The sequence below is a fragment of the Terriglobia bacterium genome, assembly GCA_020072845.1.
In the GTDB taxonomy this organism is placed as follows: domain Bacteria; phylum Acidobacteriota; class Terriglobia; order Terriglobales; family Acidobacteriaceae; genus JAIQGF01.
In genome coordinates, this window is record JAIQGF010000005.1 from 1 (window position 1) to 23,106 (window position 23,106).

24 protein-coding genes are annotated in these 23,106 nt (G+C 63.6%); 5 read left to right on the forward strand and 19 right to left on the reverse strand.

The genetic code is table 11. The features are described 5' to 3' along the window. Positions 1–160 precede the first annotated feature (160 nt). Positions 161–547 carry a hypothetical protein gene (locus tag LAN70_04785; protein ID MBZ5510468.1) on the forward strand — a complete coding sequence of 129 codons (387 nt, stop codon included), beginning with the start codon at positions 161–163 and terminating at the stop codon, positions 545–547. A gap of 31 nt (positions 548–578) precedes the next feature. Here LAN70_04785 and LAN70_04790 read toward each other — a convergent pair whose 3' ends face one another. The 8 genes from LAN70_04790 to purL all read right to left on the reverse strand — a co-directional run bounded on the left by LAN70_04790 (position 579) and on the right by purL (position 7,583). Continuing rightward, positions 579–1,277, reverse strand: coding sequence for an amino acid racemase (locus LAN70_04790; GenBank protein MBZ5510469.1), 699 nt, complete (start codon positions 1,275–1,277; stop codon positions 579–581). A 24-nt stretch (positions 1,278–1,301) separates the two neighbouring features. After that, the gene (locus LAN70_04795) at positions 1,302–1,868 is read right to left on the reverse strand and encodes a protein-disulfide reductase DsbD N-terminal domain-containing protein (GenBank protein ID MBZ5510470.1); all 567 of its coding nucleotides are present in this window, start codon (positions 1,866–1,868) and stop codon (positions 1,302–1,304) included. After that, a complete protein-coding gene (locus LAN70_04800; GenBank protein MBZ5510471.1) occupies positions 1,868–2,413 on the reverse strand; it encodes a TlpA family protein disulfide reductase in 546 nt (181 codons plus the stop codon). Before LAN70_04800 ends, LAN70_04795 begins: the two co-directional genes overlap by 1 nt. 63 nt (positions 2,414–2,476) lie before the next feature. Beyond that, positions 2,477–3,196 carry a cytochrome c biogenesis protein CcdA gene (locus tag LAN70_04805; protein MBZ5510472.1) on the reverse strand — a complete coding sequence of 240 codons (720 nt, stop codon included), beginning with the start codon at positions 3,194–3,196 and terminating at the stop codon, positions 2,477–2,479. Positions 3,197–3,375: 179 nt separating this feature from the next. After that, positions 3,376–4,821: an amidophosphoribosyltransferase gene (purF, locus tag LAN70_04810; GenBank protein ID MBZ5510473.1), complete on the reverse strand. Its 1,446-nt coding sequence runs from the start codon at positions 4,819–4,821 to the stop codon at positions 3,376–3,378. Positions 4,822–4,842: 21 nt separating this feature from the next. Further along, the gene (locus LAN70_04815) at positions 4,843–5,061 is read right to left on the reverse strand and encodes a type II toxin-antitoxin system HicB family antitoxin (protein ID MBZ5510474.1); all 219 of its coding nucleotides are present in this window, start codon (positions 5,059–5,061) and stop codon (positions 4,843–4,845) included. Then, positions 5,058–5,243, reverse strand: a complete 186-nt coding sequence (locus LAN70_04820; protein MBZ5510475.1) for a type II toxin-antitoxin system HicA family toxin — start codon at positions 5,241–5,243, stop codon at positions 5,058–5,060. Before LAN70_04820 ends, LAN70_04815 begins: the two co-directional genes overlap by 4 nt. A 6-nt stretch (positions 5,244–5,249) precedes the next feature. Further along, the gene (gene purL, locus LAN70_04825; protein ID MBZ5510476.1) at positions 5,250–7,583 is read right to left on the reverse strand and encodes a phosphoribosylformylglycinamidine synthase subunit PurL; all 2,334 of its coding nucleotides are present in this window, start codon (positions 7,581–7,583) and stop codon (positions 5,250–5,252) included. Between the two features lie 67 nt (positions 7,584–7,650). Here purL and selB point away from each other — a divergent pair, with 67 nt between their 5' ends. After that, entirely contained in the window at positions 7,651–9,573 is a 1,923-nt protein-coding gene (selB, locus tag LAN70_04830; protein MBZ5510477.1) for a selenocysteine-specific translation elongation factor, read from the forward strand. A 160-nt stretch (positions 9,574–9,733) separates the two neighbouring features. On the opposite strand, the gene LAN70_04835 is transcribed toward selB, so the two are convergent. Continuing rightward, the gene (locus tag LAN70_04835; GenBank protein MBZ5510478.1) at positions 9,734–11,122 is read right to left on the reverse strand and encodes a glycosyltransferase; all 1,389 of its coding nucleotides are present in this window, start codon (positions 11,120–11,122) and stop codon (positions 9,734–9,736) included. A gap of 15 nt (positions 11,123–11,137) precedes the next feature. Then, on the reverse strand, positions 11,138–11,836 hold the full coding sequence (locus tag LAN70_04840; GenBank protein MBZ5510479.1) for a DUF5752 family protein: 699 nt from the start codon (positions 11,834–11,836) through the stop codon (positions 11,138–11,140). A 416-nt stretch (positions 11,837–12,252) separates the two neighbouring features. Between LAN70_04840 and LAN70_04845 the strand changes: the two genes are divergently transcribed. The 3 genes from LAN70_04845 to LAN70_04855 all read left to right on the forward strand — a co-directional run bounded on the left by LAN70_04845 (position 12,253) and on the right by LAN70_04855 (position 14,839). After that, positions 12,253–13,464 carry a cation:proton antiporter gene (locus LAN70_04845; protein MBZ5510480.1) on the forward strand — a complete coding sequence of 404 codons (1,212 nt, stop codon included), beginning with the start codon at positions 12,253–12,255 and terminating at the stop codon, positions 13,462–13,464. A 96-nt stretch (positions 13,465–13,560) separates the two neighbouring features. Beyond that, the gene (gene fabG, locus LAN70_04850) at positions 13,561–14,334 is read left to right on the forward strand and encodes a 3-oxoacyl-[acyl-carrier-protein] reductase (GenBank protein ID MBZ5510481.1); all 774 of its coding nucleotides are present in this window, start codon (positions 13,561–13,563) and stop codon (positions 14,332–14,334) included. A gap of 154 nt (positions 14,335–14,488) precedes the next feature. Continuing rightward, a complete protein-coding gene (locus LAN70_04855) occupies positions 14,489–14,839 on the forward strand; it encodes a helix-turn-helix domain-containing protein (protein ID MBZ5510482.1) in 351 nt (116 codons plus the stop codon). Positions 14,840–14,917: 78 nt separating this feature from the next. Here LAN70_04855 and LAN70_04860 read toward each other — a convergent pair whose 3' ends face one another. From LAN70_04860 to LAN70_04900, 9 genes are all read right to left on the reverse strand, one after another. After that, positions 14,918–15,364 (reverse strand): hypothetical protein, encoded by a 447-nt coding sequence (locus LAN70_04860; GenBank protein MBZ5510483.1) that lies wholly within the window; start codon positions 15,362–15,364, stop codon positions 14,918–14,920. Between the two features lie 47 nt (positions 15,365–15,411). Continuing rightward, a complete protein-coding gene (locus tag LAN70_04865) occupies positions 15,412–15,771 on the reverse strand; it encodes a four helix bundle protein (protein MBZ5510484.1) in 360 nt (119 codons plus the stop codon). Between the two features lie 97 nt (positions 15,772–15,868). Next, positions 15,869–16,981 carry an ABC transporter permease gene (locus LAN70_04870; GenBank protein ID MBZ5510485.1) on the reverse strand — a complete coding sequence of 371 codons (1,113 nt, stop codon included), beginning with the start codon at positions 16,979–16,981 and terminating at the stop codon, positions 15,869–15,871. Next, complete coding sequence (locus tag LAN70_04875; GenBank protein ID MBZ5510486.1) at positions 16,978–18,009, reverse strand: ATP-binding cassette domain-containing protein; 1,032 nt, start codon at positions 18,007–18,009, stop codon at positions 16,978–16,980. Before LAN70_04875 ends, LAN70_04870 begins: the two co-directional genes overlap by 4 nt. Positions 18,010–18,023: 14 nt before the next feature. Beyond that, positions 18,024–19,115, reverse strand: coding sequence for an efflux RND transporter periplasmic adaptor subunit (locus LAN70_04880; GenBank protein MBZ5510487.1), 1,092 nt, complete (start codon positions 19,113–19,115; stop codon positions 18,024–18,026). Continuing rightward, positions 19,112–19,789 (reverse strand): TetR family transcriptional regulator, encoded by a 678-nt coding sequence (locus LAN70_04885; GenBank protein ID MBZ5510488.1) that lies wholly within the window; start codon positions 19,787–19,789, stop codon positions 19,112–19,114. Before LAN70_04885 ends, LAN70_04880 begins: the two co-directional genes overlap by 4 nt. Positions 19,790–19,864: 75 nt before the next feature. Continuing rightward, positions 19,865–20,344, reverse strand: coding sequence for a DinB family protein (locus LAN70_04890; protein MBZ5510489.1), 480 nt, complete (start codon positions 20,342–20,344; stop codon positions 19,865–19,867). Positions 20,345–20,470: 126 nt separating this feature from the next. Next, entirely contained in the window at positions 20,471–22,075 is a 1,605-nt protein-coding gene (locus LAN70_04895; GenBank protein ID MBZ5510490.1) for an AsmA family protein, read from the reverse strand. A gap of 171 nt (positions 22,076–22,246) precedes the next feature. After that, a complete protein-coding gene (locus tag LAN70_04900; protein ID MBZ5510491.1) occupies positions 22,247–23,068 on the reverse strand; it encodes a SpoIIE family protein phosphatase in 822 nt (273 codons plus the stop codon). Between the last annotated feature and the right edge of the window lie 38 nt (positions 23,069–23,106).

A 23,106-nucleotide genomic window follows, 5' to 3' on the forward strand; every position in this document is an offset into this window, starting at 1 on the left:
AAAACAAAGCTCGTCGGGGCCGCTGCCCCGGCGAGCACACCACCCGATCGGAACTCGAAATCGACTCTGCTGATCGGAAAAAATGTACACGCGATCAATCGCTGACCTAAAAGCAGTGCTTGATCAGAGTTTCCTTAGCTCTTAGCTCGCAGGAGATGCTATGACGCGCGTTCTCGGACTGATTGGATTGCTCATCGCCATGGCGATTGGGTTTTACCTGTACACCAAATCGGCGCAAACGGCGTCGTCGGCTGCGGGAGCGGCAAGCCCGAGAGCTGCCATTGACGTGACCGGCGTGCGCAATGACCTGCTGGCGTTTGCCAGCGCGGAAAAACAGCAGTTCGCGCTGGAAGGAAAGTACCTGTCTCTGGATGAATTGCGCGCCAAAGGGACGGTGTTGCCGCAGGATCGCCGTGGGCCATACAGCTATTCGGCCGACGTCAGCGCGACGAGCTTCCGCATTACCGCGACCTATTCCGGGCCGGAGATGGCGGGCGCGCCCAAGTCGCTGAGCATCGGGGAGACGATGCAGATCGAAACGCAATAGGCTGCAGGCTCCGGGCTTCAGGCTGCAGGCTTCAGGCGAGCAATTCTGCTATCGCACGATCCACGTGTATTCGGGTCGTGTCCAGGAATGGAATGCCGACGCGGTCGGCGACCTCGCGCAGGATCAGCGGCAGCTCGGTGCCGGCGAGAATGACTCCCTGGATGCGATCCCGCTGTTTCATCTTCTCCACAATGGCCAGTAATCCGTCGCGCGTCGCCGGAAGAAAAATGTTCTCCAGCAACTCGTTGATGTACTTGTCGTGAATGAAGGCCTGCTCTTCTTTGCTGGGAACGACGAGTTCAATGCCCGCGCGCGCGAAAACGTCGGGGAAGAAGCGCCCCTTCATGGTGAAACCGGTACCCAGAAGAGCGAGCCTGCTCAGCCGCAAGCGCTGCGCCGCTTCGCACGCGGCTTCGACAATGCTGATCAGCGGGATGGGCGAACGGCGCTGTACCGGGTCGAAAACGATGTGCGGGGTGTTGGCGGCGATCAGCGCGAAGTCGGCGCCGGCTCGCGCCAGGCTTTCTACTGCGGCCACAAGATAGTCCTCAAGCTCGTCGAGTTGGTTGGCATTGAGGAGCGCGATCCCGCGCTGCACGTCAAGGCTGTTGATGATGATGGAGGGAGAACTGCCGTCGGGCCGGCGCTCACGGTAGGCTGCCAACAGGAAGCGGTAATACTCAATCGTGGACTCGGGCCCAAGGCCGCCGATAATGCCAAGAGTCTTCATGGCTTTATGGCATTGGTCACCGTGTCACTGGTGCACGTGCGGGCTTTGCGCCGGATTGCGGCGATGACTGCTGGTACTGGCCGCTTTCGTAATCCTCACGTCAAACGCGACCGGTAGCTGGCCCGGCGGGTAGCAGGCGCGGTCATCGCAAGCCTGGTACTTGAGGGTCCCCCTCACGCGGTAGGTTCCCGGCGGCATCGTGCGCGCGGCCCGCACCAGCCCGGTCACGGTGAAGTCGCCGGTGTACACGTTCAGTTTGTCACCGGGCGCAAACGGAAACGAGCGGTCTTCGCCGGCGGGATAGGTCAGCTTGGCGACCGCGATGTCGGTGGGCGGCTTGACGCTGAGCACCGTCGGGACAAGCAGCTCGGAGGTAGGCTTGTTGGAATTGATGTGATAGCCGCGGGTCACGCGGAATGGGAGCTCAACCGTGGTGGACTTTCCCGCGGCAATTTTTACGGGTGCGACCGGCGCAAAGGCGACGCGCTGCGTGGCGCCGGGCTTGGAGGAGCCGAGGACCTGATCCTGCGCGAACATCGAAGCCGCACCGAGCAGAAGGGCGAGGACGAAGTGGAAATCGCGCGACCTCATCAGCGGGCCGCTCCCGCGGCGGGCGTGGAATTCTGGGCGACCGCCGGGCCCTGCTTGAGCGCGGCGCGTACGTTGTCTTCAATCTCTCTGTGGCTTACCAGGCCGAAAACGCGGGTGACGATCTTGCCGTCGCGTCCGATATAAAACGTGGTGGGCAGCGCATCCACGCCGCCGTATTGGTCGGCGACCTTGTCGTCTCCGAGCAACACGGGGTAGTTCAATCCCATTTCCTTGGCGAACTTGGCGACCGCGTCGTGGGCGTTGCCATCATCCATGGCGACGCCGACGATCTGCAACCCCTGTGGCCCGTACTGCTTCTGGAGATCCACGAACCACGGCATCTCGATCTTGCACGGCGGGCACCAGGTGGCCCAGAAATTCAGCAGCACGGCTTTGCCGCGCAGGTCGGCGAGCCGGACGTGGTTGCCGTCGAGGTCGGTCAACTGAAAGTCGGGCGCGGGTTTGCCTTTCAGGGCGGCATTGCTGCCGGAGATGGAGGCGCCCGGGGTGGGCGGCTTGGTCAGGCGCTTGCCCGCAATCAGCATGCCGGCGATCACCAGGACAACGACGGCGATCACGGTGGCGTCACGTTTCACAGTTCTCCCTCGTTACAGCGCAAAGCGGTTGAGAAATGACAAATAGCCCGAAAGCACGGTGAAGCGCCCGGTCAGCACCAGCGCGCCGATGGCGATCAGCAGCACCCCGCTGGCCACCTCCACCGCATGCAGGTGACGGCGGAAGCGAACGTAGAACGACAGGAACCGGTCCACCCCGAGCGAGGTCAGCAGGAACGGGACGGCCAGCCCGGCGGAATAGACGGCCAGCAAAAGCATGCCCTTGGTCACGGTTTCTTCCGCGGCGGCGAGGGTGAGAATTCCGGCAAGGATGGGGCCGATGCACGGGGTCCACCCGAAGGCGAAGGCGAATCCCACGAAGAAGGCGCCGAGCGCGGAGCTGCCGCCCTTGACGTCGTGCAGGCGCTTGTCGGCATACAGCGCTTTGATCTTCAGCAGCCCGGTCAGGTGAAGGCCGAAAACGATGATCACAATGCCGGCGACGAATGTCAGGTCGCGGCGGAAGCGGCCGACCACCTGGCCCAGCGCCGTGGCGCCGGCGCCCAGCAGGATGAAGACGAGGCTGAAGCCCAGGATGAACGTGATGGAGTTCAGCATGACGGTGCGCAGCGCGCGGCGCTCGTGCGCCACGCTGTCCACACTGGTACCCGAGATCAGCGACACGTATCCCGGCACCAGCGGCAACACGCACGGCGACAGGAACGAGAGTAGACCGGCCACAAAAGCCGCGATCGGAAGAGGCGTTCCGGACATCGATGGTTATTTTACCTTCCCTGGGGATTCGATGTGCCAGGAGTCAGGGCGTTACAAAAGTGTGGGCAGTGGCCTGCGGCTGGTGCCGCGTTTTCGGTTGCCGGTTATCGGTTTTCGGTTTTCGGTAAACAGGAACACCTGCAGCGTGCGCCTGAAGACTGAAGACTGGCGACTGAAGCCTAATCGGCGTTGACGTTTTCGTTCTCAAACAACGCCGGCCGGATGTCGTCAACCGCAACGAAGTCGGTGGGGTACTCGCCGGTGTAGCAGGCGGTGCAGTAGGTGGTCTGGTCGCCTTCGCCGCAAGCCTTCTTCAATCCCTCCAGTGAAACGTAGGCGAGCGAGTCGGCGCCGATGAACTGGCGGATTTCCTCGACGCTCTTGTTGGCGGCGATCAACTGGCGCTTGGAGGGCGTGTCCACGCCGTAGTAGCAGGGCGAAATGGTGGGCGGGCAGGAAATCCGCATGTGGACTTCGCGGGCGCCGGCGTTGCGGATCATGCGCACGATCTTGCGGCTGGTAGTGCCGCGGACGATGGAGTCGTCAATCAGGATGACGCGCTTGCCGTCGAGCACGCTGCGCACCGGGTTGAGTTTGAGCTTGACGCCGAAGTCGCGCACGCGCTGCTCGGGTTCGATGAAGGTGCGGCCGACGTAGTGACTGCGGATCAGCCCGACGCGGAACGGCAGCCCGCTTTCGCCGGCGTAGCCGATGGCGGCGGGCACGCCGGAGTCGGGCACGGCCACGATGATGTCGGCGTCCACCGGCGCCTCGCGCGCCAGTTGGCGGCCGAGGGCTTCGCGGCTGTCGTTGACCGAGCGGCCGAAGACGAAGCTGTCGGGGCGCGAAAAGTACACATGCTCGAAAATGCACGCCGACTGCGGCGCCGCCGGAGCGTAGAAGCGCGATTGCAGGCCTTCCGGACCGATCACCACAAGTTCACCCGGCTTGATGTCGCGCTCGAAGATGGCGCCCAGCAAATCGAAGGCGGTGCTCTCGGAAGCCAGGGCAAAGGCGTCGTTGACGCGCGTGCCGGCGGCGGGAATGCGGCCGAGCGAGAGCGGGCGGAAGCCGCGCGGGTCGCGGGCGGCGTAGATGCGGTCGCGGGTGATGACTACCAGCGAGAATGCGCCGTCAATGCGGCGGAGCGCGTCGGCGATGGCGTCGGGCAGCGCCTGCTCGCGCGAGTGCGCGATCAGGTGGACGATGACCTCGGTATCGCTGGTGGTCTGGAAAATCGAGCCCTCGGCCTCGAGCCGCGAACGAATCTCGCCGGCGTTCACCAGGTTGCCGTTGTGCGCCACCGCGATCATGCCCTTGTTGCAGTCCACGCGAATGGGCTGCGCGTTCAGCAGGGCGGAGTCGCCGGTGGTGGAATAGCGCGTGTGGCCGATGGCGAGCGCGCCGGGAAGCCCGGCCAGCACGGTCGCGGTGAAGATGTCGCCGACCAGGCCCATGGATTTGTGCACGCGGATGTTGGAGCCGTTCGAAGCGGCGATGCCGGCGGATTCCTGCCCGCGGTGCTGCAAGGCGTGCAGGCCGAGGTAGGCGAGGGTCGAGGCCTCGGGATGGCCGTAGATGGCGACCACGCCACACTCTTCGCGGAATTTATCGAGAACCGGCATTTGGGGTTACAGAGTCAATTCTCAGTCACCAGCTAAAACGGTTATGTAGTTTGCAATCGTACTTGGCTCGGGAATGGGATCGCCGTCTTCGCGCATGCCTTCCAGATGCATTTCGATGGCCTCGCGCATGAGTTGTTCGGTTTCCTCGAGCGTGTCGCCAGCAGCGACGCAGCCAGGAAGATCAGGCACGTGGGCGCTGTATCCAGTGGCGGTCTTTTCGTATAGAACCGCGTATTTCATCGCAAACCCGCCTGTCTCAGAATCGACCTGAATGTCTTCGGGTCCAAGTCCTTCGATGGATGGCCGGCAATCGTAACGCGCCCCTTCTTCACCGCATGCTTATATTGCCGATGGCTTCCTTTGGTTGCCACAAGGTACCACCCATCGTCCTCAACGAGCTTGATGACGTCGCGAATCTTCATGCGTCATCAGCTTTTCTGCAAAATTTCCTGTGCCAAGCGCTCTTCAGTTTCGGTGTGCAGCGCGCGTTCCAGGGCGTGCTCCCATGAATCTCTCAGTTCGGACACCGGCGCCGACACTACCACCTGACCGTCCACAAGAAATTCCAGTTTTTCGGATTGCGTGACGCCGATGGGGAGCGCGGCCACGCTGTATTTTACCGCTATTTCTTGGATTCTCGGGACGTTTTCGCGGACGCAGGAGATCACGATCCGGCTCGCGTCTTCGCCGAACAGCAGGTACTCGGGAAGCAGGCCGTCGCCGCCCAGGTCCTCCCGTTTCAGATCGAGGCGCGCGCCGGTCTGGCGCGGGAAGCAGGATTCGGCCACCGCGACCGCCAGCCCGCCGGTGGAGCAGTCGTGCGCGCTGTCAATCAGCCCGAGGCCGACGAGGTCAATGATGCAGTCCTGCAGCGCTTTCTCCCTCTCCAGTTCGAGCGCCGGCGGGAAGCCCCAGACCTCGCCGAAAATTTCCCTGGCGTACTCGGAGGAACCGAATTCGATTTCCGCGTCTACGGCATCGCCGGGTTCGGAGCCGCGCAGCAGCACGATGGCGCGGCCTGCTTCGCGGAAGTCGTGGGTCATGGCGCGGTCCACGTGTTCAATCAGGCCGACGATGCCGACCACCGGCGTGGGATAAATGCCTTCGCCCAAGGTCTCGTTGTAGAAGCTGACGTTGCCGCCGGTGATGGGCGTTTCCAGTTCCTCGCACGCCTTGGTCATGCCGTCCACCACTTGCGAGAACTGCCACATGATGTGCGGCTTCTCGGGATTGCCGAAGTTCAGGCAATTGGTGGCGCCGATGGGACGCGCGCCGGCGCAGGCGACGTTGCGCGCCGCTTCCGCCACCGCGTGCATGGCGCCGAGACGGGGATCGAGCCAGCACCAGCGCCCATTGCCGTCAAGCGCCATGGCCAGACCGCGCTCGGTGCCCTTGACGCGCAGCACGCCGGCATCGCCGCCGGGGCGCTGCGTGCTCACAAGCTGAACGTAACTTTCGTACTGCTCGGTAATCCAGCGCTTGGAGCAGATATTCGGCGAGGCCAGCAGGCGCTCGAAGTTCGGCGTGAGATCGTCTTCGGCGCCAAGCTGAACCTGCTCCGGCTTTTCCCGCGGAACGGGCGCATCCCAGCGCGCCAGCGGACGCTTGTACACCGGCGCCTCGTCGGTGAGCGCGTCGTTGGGAATTTCGGCGACCACCTGTCCGTGGTGCAGCACGCGCATCTTCCCGTCGTTGGTGACGCGGCCAACGGTGGAGGCATCGAGTCCCCACTTGCGGAACACGGCGAAAACCTCTTCTTCACGGCCTTGTTCGGCGACCAGCAGCATGCGTTCCTGCGATTCGCTGAGCATGATTTCGTACGGCGTCATGCCGGTCTCGCGCTGCGGCACGAGGTCGAGTTCGATCTCCAGGCCGACGTGGCCGCGCGCGCCCATCTCGCAGGTTGAGCACGTCAGCCCGGCGGCGCCCATGTCCTGGATGCCGACCACCGCGCCGGTTTCCATGGCTTCCACGCAGGCCTCGAGCAGCAACTTTTCCAGGAACGGATCGCCCACCTGCACGTTGGGACGCTTCTGCTCGCTGGTTTCGCTGAACTCCTCGCTCGCCATGGTGCAGCCGTGAATGCCGTCGCGCCCGGTTTTGGAGCCGACGTAGATGACGGGATTCCCCTCGCCGGAGGCGCGCGCGTAGAAAATCTTGTCGCGGCGGACTAGGCCGAGCGCGAAGGCGTTGACCAGCGGATTCTGCGAGTAGCAGTTCTCGAACTTGGTTTCGCCGCCCAGGTTGGGCACGCCGAAACAATTGCCGTAGCCGGCAATGCCGCTGACCACGCCTTCCAGGATGGAATGATTGCGGTGGATGATCTTGACGTCCCGCTCGTCTTTGCCGGGACGGATGGGACCGAAGCGCAGCGAGTCCATCACCGCCACCGGGCGCGCGCCCATGGTGAAGATGTCGCGCAGGATGCCGCCGACGCCGGTGGCCGCTCCCTGGAAGGGCTCGATGAACGAAGGATGATTGTGCGACTCGATCTTGAAGGCGCAGGCCCAGCCGTCGCCGATGTCGATGATGCCGGCGTTCTCCCCCGGCCCCTGCACCACGCGGCGGCTGCGCGTCGGCAGGCGCTTCAGGTGCACGCGCGAGGATTTGTAGGAGCAGTGCTCGCTCCACATCACGCTGAAGATGCCCAGCTCGGTCAGGGTGGGCGCGCGGCCCAGCAGCTTTTCGATCTTCTGGTATTCCTCGGGCGTGAGGTTGTGTTCGCGGACCACTTCGGGAGTAATCGGGCTGGCAGTCGGCATCGGGGGAGCTCGTAACCATTGTCGCATGATCAACCCCGGTTGCCGCATTGCGATAAACTTCCCTGCGATGAAGTCTGTCATCGTCGGGACCGCCGGACACATCGATCACGGCAAGACTGCGCTGGTCAAAGCGCTCACCGGGATTGACGCCGACCGCCTGGAGGAAGAAAAGCGCCGCGGCATCACCATTGACATCGGCTTCGCGCACCTTGACCTGCCCGGCGAGCGCGGCGAGACACTGCGCCTCGGCTTTGTGGATGTGCCGGGCCACGAGCGTTTCGTGCGCAACATGCTGGCCGGAGTGGGCGGCATTGACCTGGTGCTGCTGGTGGTCGCGGCCGACGAAGGCATCAAGCCACAGACGCGCGAGCACTTCGACATCTGCCGCCTGCTCGCCATCCCGCGCGGCATCACCGTGCTCACCAAGTCCGACCTGGTGGACAGCGACTCGCTCGGCGTGGTCAAACTCGAGTTGGAAGAATACTTGAGCACTTCGTTTCTCGACCCCGCTCGCATTCCGATCATTGCCGTCAGCTCAAAAACCGGCGCCGGCCTGGAGGACCTGAAGCGGGCGCTGGTGCGGGTGGCGGGCGAAGCGCCAGCCAAGGATTCGACTTCGGTGCCGCGGCTGCCCATTGACCGCGTCTTCACCATGAAGGGATTCGGCACGGTCGTAACCGGCACGCTGCTGTCGGGCACGATCAGGAAGGATGCCGAACTGGAGGTCTTCCCCGGCGGACGGCGGGTGCGCGTGCGCGGCGTGCAGGTGCACGGTGCGGCGGCGGAGCAGGCCATCGCCGGACAGCGGACTGCGCTCAACCTTGCCGGCGCCGCCACCGAGGACCTGGCGCGCGGCATGACGCTGATGCATCCCGGGGTGTTTCACACCACGTTGCGCGCCAACGTGCAGCTCTCCTTGCTGCCCTCGGCCAAGCCGCTGCGCGACCGCGCGCGCGTTCACCTGCACGTGCACACCAGCGAAACCATCGCTGAAGTCGCGGTCTTTGGCGGCAAGCCGCTGCCGCCGGGGCAGTTGGGATTCGCGCAGTTGCGCTTCCGCCATCCCCTGCTGGTGCTGCCCGGGGACCGCTTCATCATCCGCCAGTTTTCGCCGGTGGTGACTATCGGCGGCGGTGCTGTGATTGACGCTGCGCCGCCGGTGAAAGGCGTGTCCGCCGACCAGACCATCCGATTCCTGGAGACCGTTTCGCGCGGCACGCCGCCGGAAGTGCTGGCGGCGAGAGTAGCGCGGCGCGGCAAGCGCGGGTTGAGATTGTTCGCGGCGCTCGCCGAAACCGGTTGGTGGCCGCCCCGGCGCGTGGATGAAATTGCCGCCTCGCTTGCGCCCGGAGCAACGGCTGCGACAACGGCCGTGCTAAGGATCGCCGACGTGCTGATCTCCGCCGCTGCATTTCAGCAGTCCCGCGACGAGGCGGTGGCGGCGGTGAACGCATTTCATTCCGCCAATCCGCTGGTGGCGGGCATCGCCAAGGGCGAACTGGCGGAAAAGCTCGGCCTGGAGGAAACCGTATTCAACGCTGTCCTGGATTCGCTGGTCCGGGACAAGAAACTGGAAACCTCGGCGGAGATCGTGCGCGCCGCCGGCCGCGGCGTGGTGATGAAAGACGAGGAAGCAGAATCGAAGAAGATCATCGAAAACGCCTTCGCCGGCGCCGGGCTGAAAGTACCGGCGCTCAAGGACGTGCTCGCGGGCGTGAAGGTGGACCGGGTACGCGCGCAGAAAATCGTCACCCTGCTGCTGCGCGATCGCGTGCTGGTGAAGTTATCCGACGAGCTGGTATTCCACCGCGATGCCCTCGATCAGTTGCGCAAGCTGATGGCCGGGGAGAAAGCGCGCTCGCCAAAGATCGACGTTGCCAAATTCAAGGACCTGACGGGTGTTTCGCGCAAGTACGCCATCCCGCTGCTGGAGTACCTGGACCGCGAGCGCGTGACGCGAAGGGTGGGGGACGAACGCGTCATCCTTTGATCCCTGGTTCACCACCGAGACACCGAGTGCACCGAGACACACCGAGTCTGCCAGAGTCTCGGTGATCCTCGGTGGCCTCGGTGTCTCGGTGGTTAGGAACAGACGTGGCCACGTTGCACGCGATCGGCCACTCCACCCGCTTGCTGGACGAACCGGCGGATTACTCCTGGATCGTCTCCTTCTCCGGCCGCGCCATGCCCAGCATGATCTGGAACAGCAGCAGGTAGCGCTTCACGTTGCTGGTCATCAGGAAATTTTCCTTGGCGTGCTCCCGCCCGTTGCGGCCCAGTTGCGCCGCGAATTCCGGGTGCGTGAGCAGGTAGCGGATCTGGTAGGCGCAGCCCTCCACCGAGTGCACCAGCACGCCCGTGAGCTTGTGAATGATCTGCGTCGGAATGCCGCCCACCGCCCCGGCGATCACCGGCTTGTTCTTCCACAGCGCCTCGGTGACCGTAAGTCCGAAGCCTTCCTTGATGGACTTCTGCACCACGATGGTCGCGGCGCGTTGCAGGGCATTGATCTCCAGCGCCGACCACGGCGGCAGGTTGAGAATGATGACATCGGGATCTTCGCCCGCCTCGTCCATCACTTCCTGCAGCACGGCCGCGCCCTCGGGATCGTCGGTGGCGCCGCCGCCGGCCAGCACCAATTGGCAATCCACATATTTCTTCGCCAGCTTGTAGGCCTGGATCACGCCCACCGGGTCCTTCAGGCGATCGAAGCGGGAAATCTGGGTGACGATGGGACGGGTGCGGTCAATCCCAAAGTCGTCGCACACTTTGGCGATGAATTCTTCGGGGAGTTCCTTGTTCTTTTCCGACAGCGGATCAATGGCGGGATACAACAGGTATTGCGGGATGGACAGTTGGCGCGAGAACGCCGGCGAGGAAAAAATGGCGGCGTCATACTGCTCGACCAGCGGGCGCAGGAAGCCCCACACCTCGGGGTGCGGGTTGCTGACGTCAATGTGGCACCGCCAGATCCAGCGGCCGCGGTTGCTCGCCCGCGAGCGGATCAGCCCCACCGGCTGCGGATCGTGGATGACGAACAGGTCTTCGCCGAACTCCATGCGCTCGCGATTCTGCTCGTTGTACAGCATGAAGATATCTTTGCCCTGCGGCGTCAGGTTGTAGTCGCCGCCATGCAAGGCGTTGTGGAAGCCCTTGGTGACCTCGAAGAAATCGTTGCCACCGGTGATGACCTCCCACTTGGTGTGCACTTCCAGCTCGTTCATCAGCGGGACCAGGCGGTTCAGGATTTCCGCCACGCCGCCGCCGACCGCAGTCGAGTTCACCATCTTGACCGTCTTCCCGCGAAGCTGGCGGGCAAGGAAGTGCAGCTCATCGAGCTCGGGACGGCCGATGATGGGCTCGTAATCATCCAGCCGAGGCGGAGGCGGCGGCGCCGGCGGCGTTTCCGAAATTCGCGAGTGCTGGCGGCGTTCTTTTGCCGGGACCTCCGGCGGAGGCGCGGCGATGCTGCCCTTGCCGTCGTCCTTGGCGTCCCGGCCGGGCAGCGTCGCCCGCTTGGCCTTCTTCCGCTCGTCCATGGATTCCGTCTCTCCTCAGTGCGCCGGGGCCGGTGACGCGGCGCGTTCCAGGATACGCAGGATTTGGTCGCGTACGCCGTGCAGGGTGGAAGTATAAATGTCGATCCGGTTCAGCCGGTCGGCGAGCGGGCCAAGGTCCATCTCCTCTTCCAGCCACACCGAAAAATCGTTCGAGTTCAGCTTGATCCGCAGGCGGGCCTCGATGAAATGGTGGTGGATGCTGTGGATGCTGACCTTTTTCAGCGACTCGATGAACTCCGCCAAATTGCGCGCGACGAATGGCGTGGGAATGACCACCGTGTCGGACGCGCAGAAATAGAACGGCTCCAGTGCGGCGCGGTCGCGGGCGCGCGGGTTGCGCCTCAGGTATTCCTCCACGATCGCCACCAGCCGGTTCCGCAGGTCGGGAATGCTGGTGAACTCGCGCACGTCGATGGCGGCCAGCCTTTCCGCGAGTCCGACTTCGTTGCAGGCGGCAAAGGCCCAGTGGGCAAAGTCATTGGAAAAACCTTCGCGGATAAAATGGTGCTCCTGCAGGGTCTGGAAGGTGTGCTCGAAGATGGAATCGTTGGGGCACGCGCGCAGCCCTTCCAGCAGCTCCGTCAAATTGGCGGCCCGTTCGCGCCCGATGCGCAGCAGGTGCGCCTCGGAGTTGAAATAGAAGGGCGCACGCGCCCAACGGTCCACCAGGGACGGTGACTGCGCGGTCGCCATCGGGGTTCCTCCTCCGCGGGGATGTTACGCGCGGACGCCGCTGCACTGAAAACACTAGGATGCGCCCTGGGCGGCGACTTGTTGTTTTGTGGAAAGGTTCGTTGGCACGCGAACTGGCTGGAAGAATCGGTCCTTGGGTAGGGCACGGCGGAACCTGTCCCGAGCTTGTCGAGGGAGCCGTGCCGCTCGAGGCCGCAAAAACAGTGGGCTTTAGCCCCTGAGGGACATTTTTCCTGAGGCGAAAATGCATTTTTGAAATCAGTTCTGATGCCGGCGAACGAAAATGCCCTAGATTGATGGCCGCGCCGCGGAAATCGAGGGCCGCGGGCAGCTCGAAATCCAGCAGCTCCTCTCGATTTTTGTAGCCAGCGGCGCGCGGTTACGTTAGACAGAACTAATTGGTTGGAAGTCGCAAGATGCCCCAGCACGCAGACACGTTCCTGCTCGAATTGTTCGCCATTTTTGTCTGGGCGAAAGTGTTCGCCGAGATCTTCGAGCGATTGTCTTTGCCGGCGGTGCTGGGGGAGCTTCTCGCCGGCGTCATTCTCGGCCCGCACGCTGCCGGGCTGATTGCACCGTCCGACACGGTCGGTTCGATCGCCGAGATCGGCGCCATCTTTCTGCTGTTCACGGTCGGCCTGGAGACTCGGCCGCAAGACTTGATCCGCGTCGGCCGGCAATCCATCCGTGTCGCCATCGCCGGCGTCGCGTTCCCGTTCCTGCTGGGTTTTGGCTACCTGCACCTGCGCGGCGAACCGGTACGCGAGTCGGTGTTCGTCGCCGCCGCCATGGTGGCCACCAGCGTCGGCATCACCGCGCGTGTGCTCAGCGACCTTCACGCTTTGCACACGCGCGTGGCCCGCGTCATCCTGGGCGCGGCTGTCTTCGACGACATCCTCGGCATGATCGTGCTGACCGTCGTCGCCGGGCTGGCCACCGGCGGCAGCATCCGCTGGATCCACATGGCCGTCCTCATCGTCGAAGCCTTGGCCTTCGCCATCTTCATGATCTTCATCGGCCCGCGCGTGGTCGGCAGAATGCGGACCGGCCTGCAACGCATGTCGACCCCGAACGCGCCGCTGATCCTGGCGCTGGCCATCTGCCTCGGCCTTTCGGCGCTGGCGACCAGGATTGGCATGGCGGCGATCATCGGCGCCTTTTTCGCCGGCCTGATGTTCGCCGACTACTCACCCGAGTGGAACCTCCAGCCCCGCGTGCACGCCATCAACGAATTCCTGGCGCCGTTTTTCTTTTTTGTCATGGGAGCGCGGCTCGACATTCACCTGTTCACCGGCCCGGTGTGGGCAACCGCCGTTGTCATTTCGCTGCTGGCCATCGTTTCCAAGGTGCTGGGCTGCGGCCTGCCGATGCTCGGCGAAGGCGTTTCCGCCGCGCTCAAGGTCGGCGTCGGCATGATGCCCCGCGGCGAAGTCGCGCTCATCGTCGCGCTCATCGGGCTGCAGATGAACGTCGTCTCGCAGCAGGGGTACGCGGTGGTGATCTTCATGGCGGGCGTGACCACCGTGCTGGCCCCGCCCCTGCTGCGTTACCTGTTCCGCCACGTCGAGCCGGAGCCCGGTCCGCCCGACCAACTGGAAACAGAAATGCGAGCGAGCCGGCTGGGGTAGGTTTTCGGTTGACGGTTATCGGTCTTCGGTTACCGACAACCGTAAACCGACAACCGCAAACCCTCTTGCTATAATCCCCGCTTTCAGGAGCAAGCGATGGCGGAAGCAAACGCCGAGTACCGCGGCATCCGGCTTGACGGGCGTGTAGCGCTGGTGACCGGCGCGTCGCAGGGCATCGGACGCGCCTGCGCCCTGGCGCTGGCCGAAGCCGGCGCTGCCGTCGCGCTGGCGGCTCGCAACGAGCACAAGCTGGCGGAAACCGCCGATCAGATCCGCGCTACCGGCGGCCGCGCCGAGACCTTCAAGATGGATCTTGCCGTCGAAGACGAGATCAAGTCCGGCATCAAGGCTGCGATCGCCAAGCTGGGCAAGCTCGATATCCTGGTCAACAATGCCGGCATTACCCGCGACCAGCTCGCTTTGCGCATGAAGCGCGCCGATTGGGACGCCGTCATCGCTACCAACCTGACCGGCGCCTATCTCTGCAGCCAGCAGGCGCTCAGTTCCATGCTCCGCCAGCACTGGGGAAGGATCATCAATATCACCAGCATCTTCGGGCAGATCGGGCAGGCGGGGCAGGCGAACTACGCGGCCTCGAAGGCGGGGCTGATCGGCCTGACCATGGCGCTGGCCCGCGAGGTGGCCTCGCGGAACATCACGGTGAACGCGGTTGCGCCCGGATTCATCGAGACGGCAATGACCGAGGTGCTGGCCCCCGAGATGAAGGAAGCGGTCACGAAAATGATTCCGCTCGGCCGCGCCGGCACGCCGCAGGATGTCGCCGCCGCCGTCCGCTTTCTCGCCTCCGACGAGGCCTCCTATATCACCGGCCACGTGCTCAGCGTGAACGGTGGCATGCTCATGGGTTGAGTGTCACTAACGTTAAGTGCCCAATGGTTACGATGGCGGAATTTAGCGCCCCGACTGGAGTTGCGAAACTCGCCGCGCGGGTGACAAAAAATGTGCTTGCGCCGCCGTTCTACTCTGGTTACTATGCACGCACCCCCGAATCGTTCAGACCAACATGAATATCGGCGAAACCATCCGCAGTTTCCGTCTCCAAAAGGGCATGTCGCAAGGCGACATCGAAAAGCGCACCGGGTTGCTGCGCTGCTATCTCTCGCGGGTCGAGAATGGCCACACCATTCCGTCGCTCGACACCCTGGCCAAGATCGCCGGCGCCATGGAAATTGCCCTGGCCCAGTTTTTCGCCGATAGCCCGCACGATAACGGCGCCCGCAACTTACCCCAGTTGAGCGAGGACGAAATCCGCTTCCTGACCCAGATCCGGCGCTATTCCTCCAGCCTCAACGACAGCGACCGCAAGCTGGTGCTTGCCATGGTCAAGAAAATGGCCGCGGGGCCGGGGAAGTAATTTCAGTTTCAGTTTCAGTTTCAGTTTCGACAGACTTGGGTGGATGGAAGCTCACAGCTGAGAGCTGATAGCTGACAGCTAGTACGGCGAAAACGTCAGCGTCTTATCCTTTTTTTCCACCCAGATGCGCGCCGGCTCCTTGCGTTCGTTGATGGTCACCACCACCACCACGCCGCTTCCCTCCTTGGGATTGGCCGAGCCGTCAATGTGGAAGCTTTTGATGATGCCCCACTCTCCGCCCGGTCCCCAATCGTTGTAGAACTCGCGGAACGAGTAGTTGGGATAATTCTGCGGGTGCTGCTTCCAGGTGGGATCGTGCTCCCAGATGCCGTACGCCGTCTCGAAATCCTTGTTGACCAGCGCGGTGAAGAAATGGCCGACCACGCGCTCCTCCGGCCAGTTGCGGTACAGGTAGGCGAAGACGCCAACGACAATGGCCGCGGCCACCACCGCTGCCATGATGACGCGCTTGCGCCGCTCGCGCCGCGGATCGTATTGGGGAGCGGTGAAGACTGTGGTGGACACGCCTCGATTGTAACAATTAGCACTGCGCAGCACTAAGCTGTCAGCTATCAGCTGTCAGCTCTCAGCTTGGACACGAATGACGCCAGCATTTTCTTTACTTCAACAACTTGCGCATTCAGCGTTTGGTATTCACTCGTGGGCAGGAATGTCAGATCGCGCGCGAGGAGAAGATGATACTCCGCCTCGCAGGCCGAACCCATCGCCATATACAAAAAGCGGCTCATCTCAGGATCGCTTTGCCTGCCACATCCTTCGGCAATATTTGCCGCGATCGAGGCACAGGACCTCCGAAGTTGGCTGGAGAGGCCATACAGTTCATATTTTGGAAATGTTGCGGTGACTTGATAGGCGCTGAGTGTGAGTTTGTGTGCTTTTTCCCAGACCTTCAGGTTGCGGAAGTTTTGCATGTCTGCTCCTGTCCACAGCAGTACTTCCTCACCCCACGCCGTATTAGCTGAAAGCTGAGAGCTGAGAGCTGAGAGCTACGGGTGGCATGTTAACGCCTTACAGAGTTCTCTTAAACAGCGGCGTTGCAATCGAGAGCATCACGGCCGCAAACAAGGTGAGGAAAAGCAGGTCGTGCCAGATCGCCGCCAGTCCCGCATCCTTCAGCAGCAGCGCTTTGAAGCCGTGCACCGCGTAGGAAAACGGGTCGGCGGTGGCGACTGCCCGCAGCCACTTGGGAAAGGCATTGATCGGGTAGATGGCGCCGCTGGGAAAGAACAGCAGCGTGTTGAGCACGCCGAAGGTGGCGCGCGGCACCAGCGGGTCCTCCACGCGCACCATGAACAGGAACATCATGGCGTTGAAGGCGAGCGAGGTCACCAGGATCAGCAGCGCCAGCAGCACCGCCTGCTGCGCGTGAAACGTGTTGCTCACCCCCGAGATCAGCGAGCCCACCACGGTGATCACCACCCCCGACGCGATCGCCTTCAGCGCCCCGGCCGTGTTGAGCCCGAAGATCAGTTCCAGCTTGGTGATCGGGGTTACCAGGTACCCCTCATGGATGCCGCGCGCCTTGTCGTCAATGTAGAGCATGCCCCCGCCGATCATCACCGACACGAACATCGCCAGCGTGATCGACCCCGGCAGCAGGTACTTCATGTATTCGATATACGGGTACAGCTCGACGATATCGAGCGCCACCTGCTGCACCACGCGTGGCTGCACGTCGGGCGTGTTGAGCGCCTGCGTCAATTCCGTCAGCTTCTGCTCCAGCGACGAGCTCATGAAGTTGTCGCTGTTGTCCACCACCAGCGCGATCCGCGGATCTTCCTGGGCATAGAGGCGGCGCGAATACTGCGGCGGGATAATGAGCGCGCCATCAATTTTGCCGTCCTTCACGTCCTGCTTCGCCTGCTGGTCGTTCTCGTAATAAACCGGCACAAAGGTGCGGACGTTGGCAGCCACGGAGTTGAACGCTTCCTTGATCCGCAGCGCCTGCACGCCCCCGTCCTGGTCCACCACGCCCAGGCGCGCGTCGCGGATCTTGCCTCCGAAGGCGTTGCCCAGCACGATGAGCTGGATGAGCGGAAACACCAGCGACACCAGCATCAGCGCCGGCGAGCGCAGGAACTTCCGCAGTTCGCGTTCCACGATCGCCCACATGCGGTTCATGCGCGATCTCCCGGCCGTTCCGGCATGACGAACGCGTAGGCCTTCACCTGCTCGTCGCGCAACTGCCGCCCGGTGTAGTGAACGAACACGTCGTCCAACGTGGTGCTTTGCACCGACAACGACTTGATCTCGACATCGGCGGACAGCGCGCACTCCACCAGCGCAGTCACGCTGGTCGCACCCGCCGACAGGATGCGGTACATGCCCGCTCCCTCGGACTGGACCGAGTTGACCTTGGGCAGCGCTTGCAGCGTGCGTTCCCAGTCCGGCGGCGCGTGGACGAACTGCGCTTCAATCACGTTCTCGGCATGCACGTTCGCTTTCAGCTTCAGCGGCGTGTCCAGCGCCACCAGCTTTCCGTGGTCCACGATGGCGATGCGGTCGCACAGCCGGTCGGCTTCGTCCATGTAGTGCGTGGTGATCAGCATGGTCAGCCGCCGCTCGTGCTTGATCTTGGTCAGCATCTCCCAGACCGCGACTCGCGACACCGGGTCCAGCCCGGTGGTCGGTTCATCGAGAAAGAAGATCTTCGGGCTATGCACCAGGCCGCGGGCCACCTCCAGCCGCCGGCGCATGCCGCCCGACAGCGTCTTGGTCTGCGCGCCGCGCCACTTGGTAAGTTCCACGTCCTCCAGCATCCGGTTGATGGCGCGCTTGCGCTCCTCGCGCGGTACGCCGTACAGCTTGGCGTAAATGCTGAGGTTTTCCTCCACCGTCAGGTCCAGGTCGCTGGTCATCGCCTGCGGGATCACGCCGATGGTGCGCCGCGCCGCATCGGGTTCCCGGCTCACGTCGTGCCCGGCGATGTACGCCTTTCCGCCGGTGATCGGGATGAGCGTGGTCATCATGCGGATCAGCGTGGACTTGCCCGCGCCGTTTGGCCCCAGCAGCCCGAAGATCTCGCCCTCCGCCACCGAAAACGACACCTCGTCCACCGCCGTGAACTCGCCGTACTTCTTGGTGATGTGTTCCACCGCGATCGCCGGCGGCGCGTCCGCGTTCGAAGGCGCGTGCGCTCCATCGCGCATGGTCGGCTCGCTGGTCATTTTCCCTGTCCTGTGGCGGCGGTTTGCCTTGCGGCATTCAATTTCGACGCCGGCACCAGCACTTCGGCGGTCATGCCGGTGGCGTACTTCATCCCCTGGTTGTCAATCCGCAGCTTCAGCGCCACCGTCTTGATGTCGCGCTTGGTCCGGCTGACGTCCCGCTGCGTCGCAAAATCCCCTTCCGTGTTCTTGAAAATGACTTTGCCGGGGATCTCCGCGCCGCTGGGCATGCGCACCTGCAGCGTGTCGCCGAGCGCAATCTTGTCGGCGTAGGTCTCCGGCACCGCGGCGCGCACCCAGGTGTCGGTGAGGTCAACCAGGGTGACGATCGCTGCGCCCGGGTTTACCACCTCGCCCTGGCGCGCGGCCCGCAGCGAAACCACGCCCGTAATCGGCGCCGTCACCCGCGTGTACCCCAGCCGCGTGTCCACCTCAGCCAGTTGCGCCTCGGCGCTCAGCATCTGCGCGCGTGTCGAAGCCACGGTGCTTTCCGCGGCGCGGGTGTTGTGCAGGCGCGCCTCGGTCGAGGCCAGGTCGGCTTCGGCGGCCCGCACCTGGTCACGCAGTGACTGCACGTTCGCCTTGGCCGACTTCAGCGCCGCCACCGCGCGGTCGCGGTCCTGCTTGGACGCGACGCCCTGATCGGCGAGCGACACGGTTCGCTCGGTATCGGCGGACACCTGTTCCAGGTTGGCCTCTGCCATGATCAGCTGGCTCTTCACGGATTGCAGGCGCGCGCGCGCATTCAGAACATCGCTGGAGGTCGAGCCGCGCGTCATCATCTCCGTCGCGCTCGTACCCGTCACCTGGGAGCGCAGACCGGCAATCACGTGCTCCGCGGCGCGCTTCTGCGCTTCCAGTTCGGCGGAATCCAGCACCGCGATCAGGTCGCCTTCCTTGACCGGCGTGCCTTCATTCACCAGCAGCTTCTCGATTCGCCCCTGAATTCTTGCGCTCACGATCACCTGGTTGGCGTCGACCGTTCCGATCAGCACCAGGCCCTTGTCGCGCTCCGTGGTCGCCAGGTAGTAGCCGATGGAAACGGCGAGGATGATCAACAGAAGAATAAAAAAGCGCCCGCGTTTCATCGGTTTCCCCCCGGGCGAGATTCAGGCCGGGTGAAGATGGCGGCGGAAATGAAATCCAGCACCGCCGCGCGCCGTCGCGCCACCCGCTCAGGCGACAGCGGATCAATCCCGGGCATCAGCAGCCGCATCATCGGCACCGAACTGAAGTAAAAAATGTTGAGCGCAATCAGCGACGGCACCACCTGCACCGGATCCACGTCGCGGACCTCCCCGCGCGCGATGCCTTCCAGCATCACCTCGCGCACGCGCGCGAACGTCGGCCGCAGGTAGCGCTCCACGATGCGCTTGATGTGCGGCGATCCCTTGCGCCCCGTCCGCATCATCTCCCGCTGTACCATGCGCGGGTACGCCGGGTGGCTGGCGATGAAATCGAAATGCGCGCCCACGAACTCGCGGATCTTTTCCCGCGGCGGCAGATCGCGCGCCAGCACTTCCAGGACCCGCTGCGTCAGCCCCTCAAACACCGCGTCCAGCGCCGCGCCGTAAAGCGTCTCTTTGTCGTTGAAGTAGTAATAGAGCAGCGCCTTGTTGACCTTGGCGGCGCGTGCGATGGCGTCGGTTCGCGCTCCCGCCGCGCCCTCACGGGCAAACTCGGTGATCGCCGCATTGAGGATGGCGGCGCGGGTCTGCTCCGGCTGCGCGCGGGTGCCCAGCGTTTTCGCCCTGCTCGCCATGGCTGAGCCTCTATTTAACTAACTGGTTAGTTAGCATAGCAGCAGGCGGGCCGTGATGCAAGAAGATTCCCACATTCAAGCCTTCCACGCCCCCAGCGCCTTGCGCACCAGAACCAACTGCCCAAGGTGATAGGAGTTGTGGTCGGCGACCAGCAGGGCTTCACGAAGGATGGTCTGGCCGTCGCCCCACGGGATGGGCTCGTGCAGGTCGGTCTTGGGGTTCGTCACCAGCTTGCGCATGGCGGCGAGATCGGCACGAAACCGGCGGACGCTTTTCTCCCACCCACCCGCCGGCGGCGCTTCCGTTTTCGGCCAGTAGCCTTCGGGCCAGGCCATGGATTGGTATTTCGGGTTGCGGCTGAAGTCGAGGATGTCCCACTGCGCCAGGCGCATGTGTTCCAGCAGTTGCCACGCGGTGTGCGGCAGGTGGGGCGGCTTGACGCCGCGCAGTTTGGCGCCAAGTCCGCGGACGGCATCGTCGAACGAGGCATGGGCGCCGCCGCCCGAGAGCAGCCAGGCGAGCCAGTGGCGGAGGGATTTTTCGCAGCCGTCCATGGCTGTTTCGATGCTGCGTTTAGCGAACGGGTGAGAAAGAAAAAGCTAACCGCAAGGGACGCAGAGGAACGCCAAGGAAAACAGAAGAAATACTTTGCGACCCTTTGCGTCCTTTGCGGTTGATGGTTATTGCTTCTTTTTTTTCTGAAAAATTCCCAGAATTCCCCCGATGCCTTGTTCCACGCCCTGTGCAGGCGCGGTGACGGTGTTGCCGATGAATCCGCCGACGTCGGGCAGGAACACGGGATTCTGCGTGGTGCCCTGGATGAGGAACGGAATCGCCTTGTTGGCCGCGCCGAGTCCGGCGATCTTTTGCAGGCCGCCCACCAGGCTGGCGTTGCTGCTGAGCTTGGCTGCCATCTTGAAGTTGAGCGCGTTGGCCGCCGACATGGTGCCCGCGCCGGTAATGGTGCCGAGCTCGGGAACGACGATGGAGAGCGCGTCGGCGCGAATGCCTTCCGGTGCAACGCGCAGGCGGGAGCTCATGGACTGGATGGTGGTGTCGGAACTGGTGCGGATTCCGGCGAGCATGGCGATGGCGCTCATCTTCGACCCGAGGTTGAAGTTGGCCAGCTTGACGTTGGCCAGATCGAGCGTGCCGGTGGTGACCAGCTTGTCGACGGCGCCGTCGAGCGCGAGATTCGTCGTCACCGATCCGCCTTGCAGCGACGACCCTGCCGGCAGGGCGACGCCGAACGCGGGCAGAAGCGCGGCGATGTCGGCGATGGGCAGGTTTTGGCCCGTCAGCTTCATGTGGACGACAGCCTGCTCGCCGTGGGCGTCGTAGTTGCCGCTGACGCGGACGACGGAATTGCCGGTGTGGACTTCACCGCTGGCGAGCGAGCCCGCCTGGCGCTGCAGGTCGTAATCCGACGTATAGGTAACCGTGACCGGCTGGCGCGTCGGCGAGCCGGTCTTCACCAGGCGAAGATCGTGGGTCTTGGCGGTCCCTGCGCTCTTCAGGACCTTCCCGTCGGACGAGAGCGTGCCGGTGTAATCCAAGATCCCCGCAACCCCGGAATCCGCAGGCAGGAAGCCGGTTTTGGCGAGGTCCGCTCCGGTGATGGTGACCGAGGCCTGCAGCGGAGTGCGCGCGGCGTCGGTGCGATCGATGGGTCCGGCGTTGCCGTCAACCTTCAGCTTGCCGCCGCCGGGCGTGGTGGCCTCGACGGTGAACGGAATGGGCGACGTATAGGAGATGTTGCCGGCGTCGAGCGTAACGTCGTCGTAGGTGAGCGGCTTCTTGCCGACGACGGCGACCGAGACCCGTCCGCGGACGATGCGCAGTTTCTGCACCGAAAAATTGGCGGCGCCGCCTGGGGCCTTAGCGGCAGTCTCCTTGGCCGCGCCCAGCGTGGAGAAGTTCCATTTGCCGGCGTTGGTGTGAACCAGCGCGACCTCGGGCTGGACCACGGTGATGGAGTGGATGTTGAGCGTGCGGGAGAAGATGAGCGCGGGCAGGTCCACGCCCACGTCGAGCGACTTGGCGCTCAGAAAGGGCTTGGCACTGAAGGCGGGGTCGTCGGCAATGGAGATGTCTGCGGCGGAGACGCCGCCGGCCATCAGGGAGAGCGAGAGGTGGCCGATTTTGACCTCGCGGGCCAGCGCGGTGTGCAGTTCCGCCTCGATACGCGGGCGGAAAGAATCGGCGTCGATGAACAGCGGCAGCGCGATGCCGATAACCACCAGAACAGCGACGACGACGGCGACGATAATGAGCGCGCGCTTCATAAGCAGCCTCCGCGCGTGAAAGCTTACCGCTCCGCAGTGGCTAGTGGCTAGTGGTCAGTAACTGGTTAACTTGTGATTTGTGGTTGAGTTCCGAATTGCCGCCGCGCCACTGGCGCTCGCGATCATGATGGGGCCCTCCCACCGCTGCGCGACTGGCCACTCTCCACTGTTTCACGGGGCCATGGCGACAGCAGCGGCGCAGCGCACCAGGGCGAGGGTGGTGGCATCGTTTTCGCCGAGGGGATCGGACTCGGCGATCTGGTGGTTGCTCTTCGACAGCAGGCGATGCTTGTGCTGGCTCTCGAGGAATTCCCGCACCCGCTCCAGCACGCAATGGCAGAGGACTTGCGCGTCGTGGCCGGGCGCCTCCCGGACCGCCTGCTTGACGCGTTCCAGGCCGAATTCTTCCTTGTTTGCCTTGGCCTCAACCAAACCGCGGGAAACCAGCACCAGCGCCGAGCCGGGGCCCATGACGCATATTTGGGCATCGTGCGTGGCGTGGGAGAAAAGGCCGAGGGGGAGGCCATTGGCTTCGAGCACGGTGATTTCGCTGTCTTGCCTGAGCAGCGCCGAGGTGTGGCCGGCGTTGACGTAGCAGCAGGTGCCGAGAACCTCGTTGTAACAGCCGAGAAAGGCGGGGGCACAGCGCACGCCCCCGGCAGCGTCCATGATGGCGCGGTTGATGTCGAGCAGCATGCTGATGAGAGCAACCGGCTCGTTGACGTCATCGGCGTAGAACAGGTCGGCGGCGCCGTGGAAAACGTCCTGGATGGCGGCGGCGATGTGCAGGGCTTCTTCGCGCTTGCCGGCGATGTCGAGCAGCAGAACCAGAAGGCGCGAGGAACCGACCTGGATGAAGTCGAAGAAGTCGCCGCCAACGCGCGCGCCGCGATACAGCGCACCGACCCGCAAGGTGGGCAAATCGGGAAACTTCGCCGGCGTCGGCTTGCGCAGTTCGCGGACGGGAGCACGGGAGCGGAAAGGAATCTTCATTCGGGCACCGTAGGGTGCGGGAAAGTTAGCACAGGACA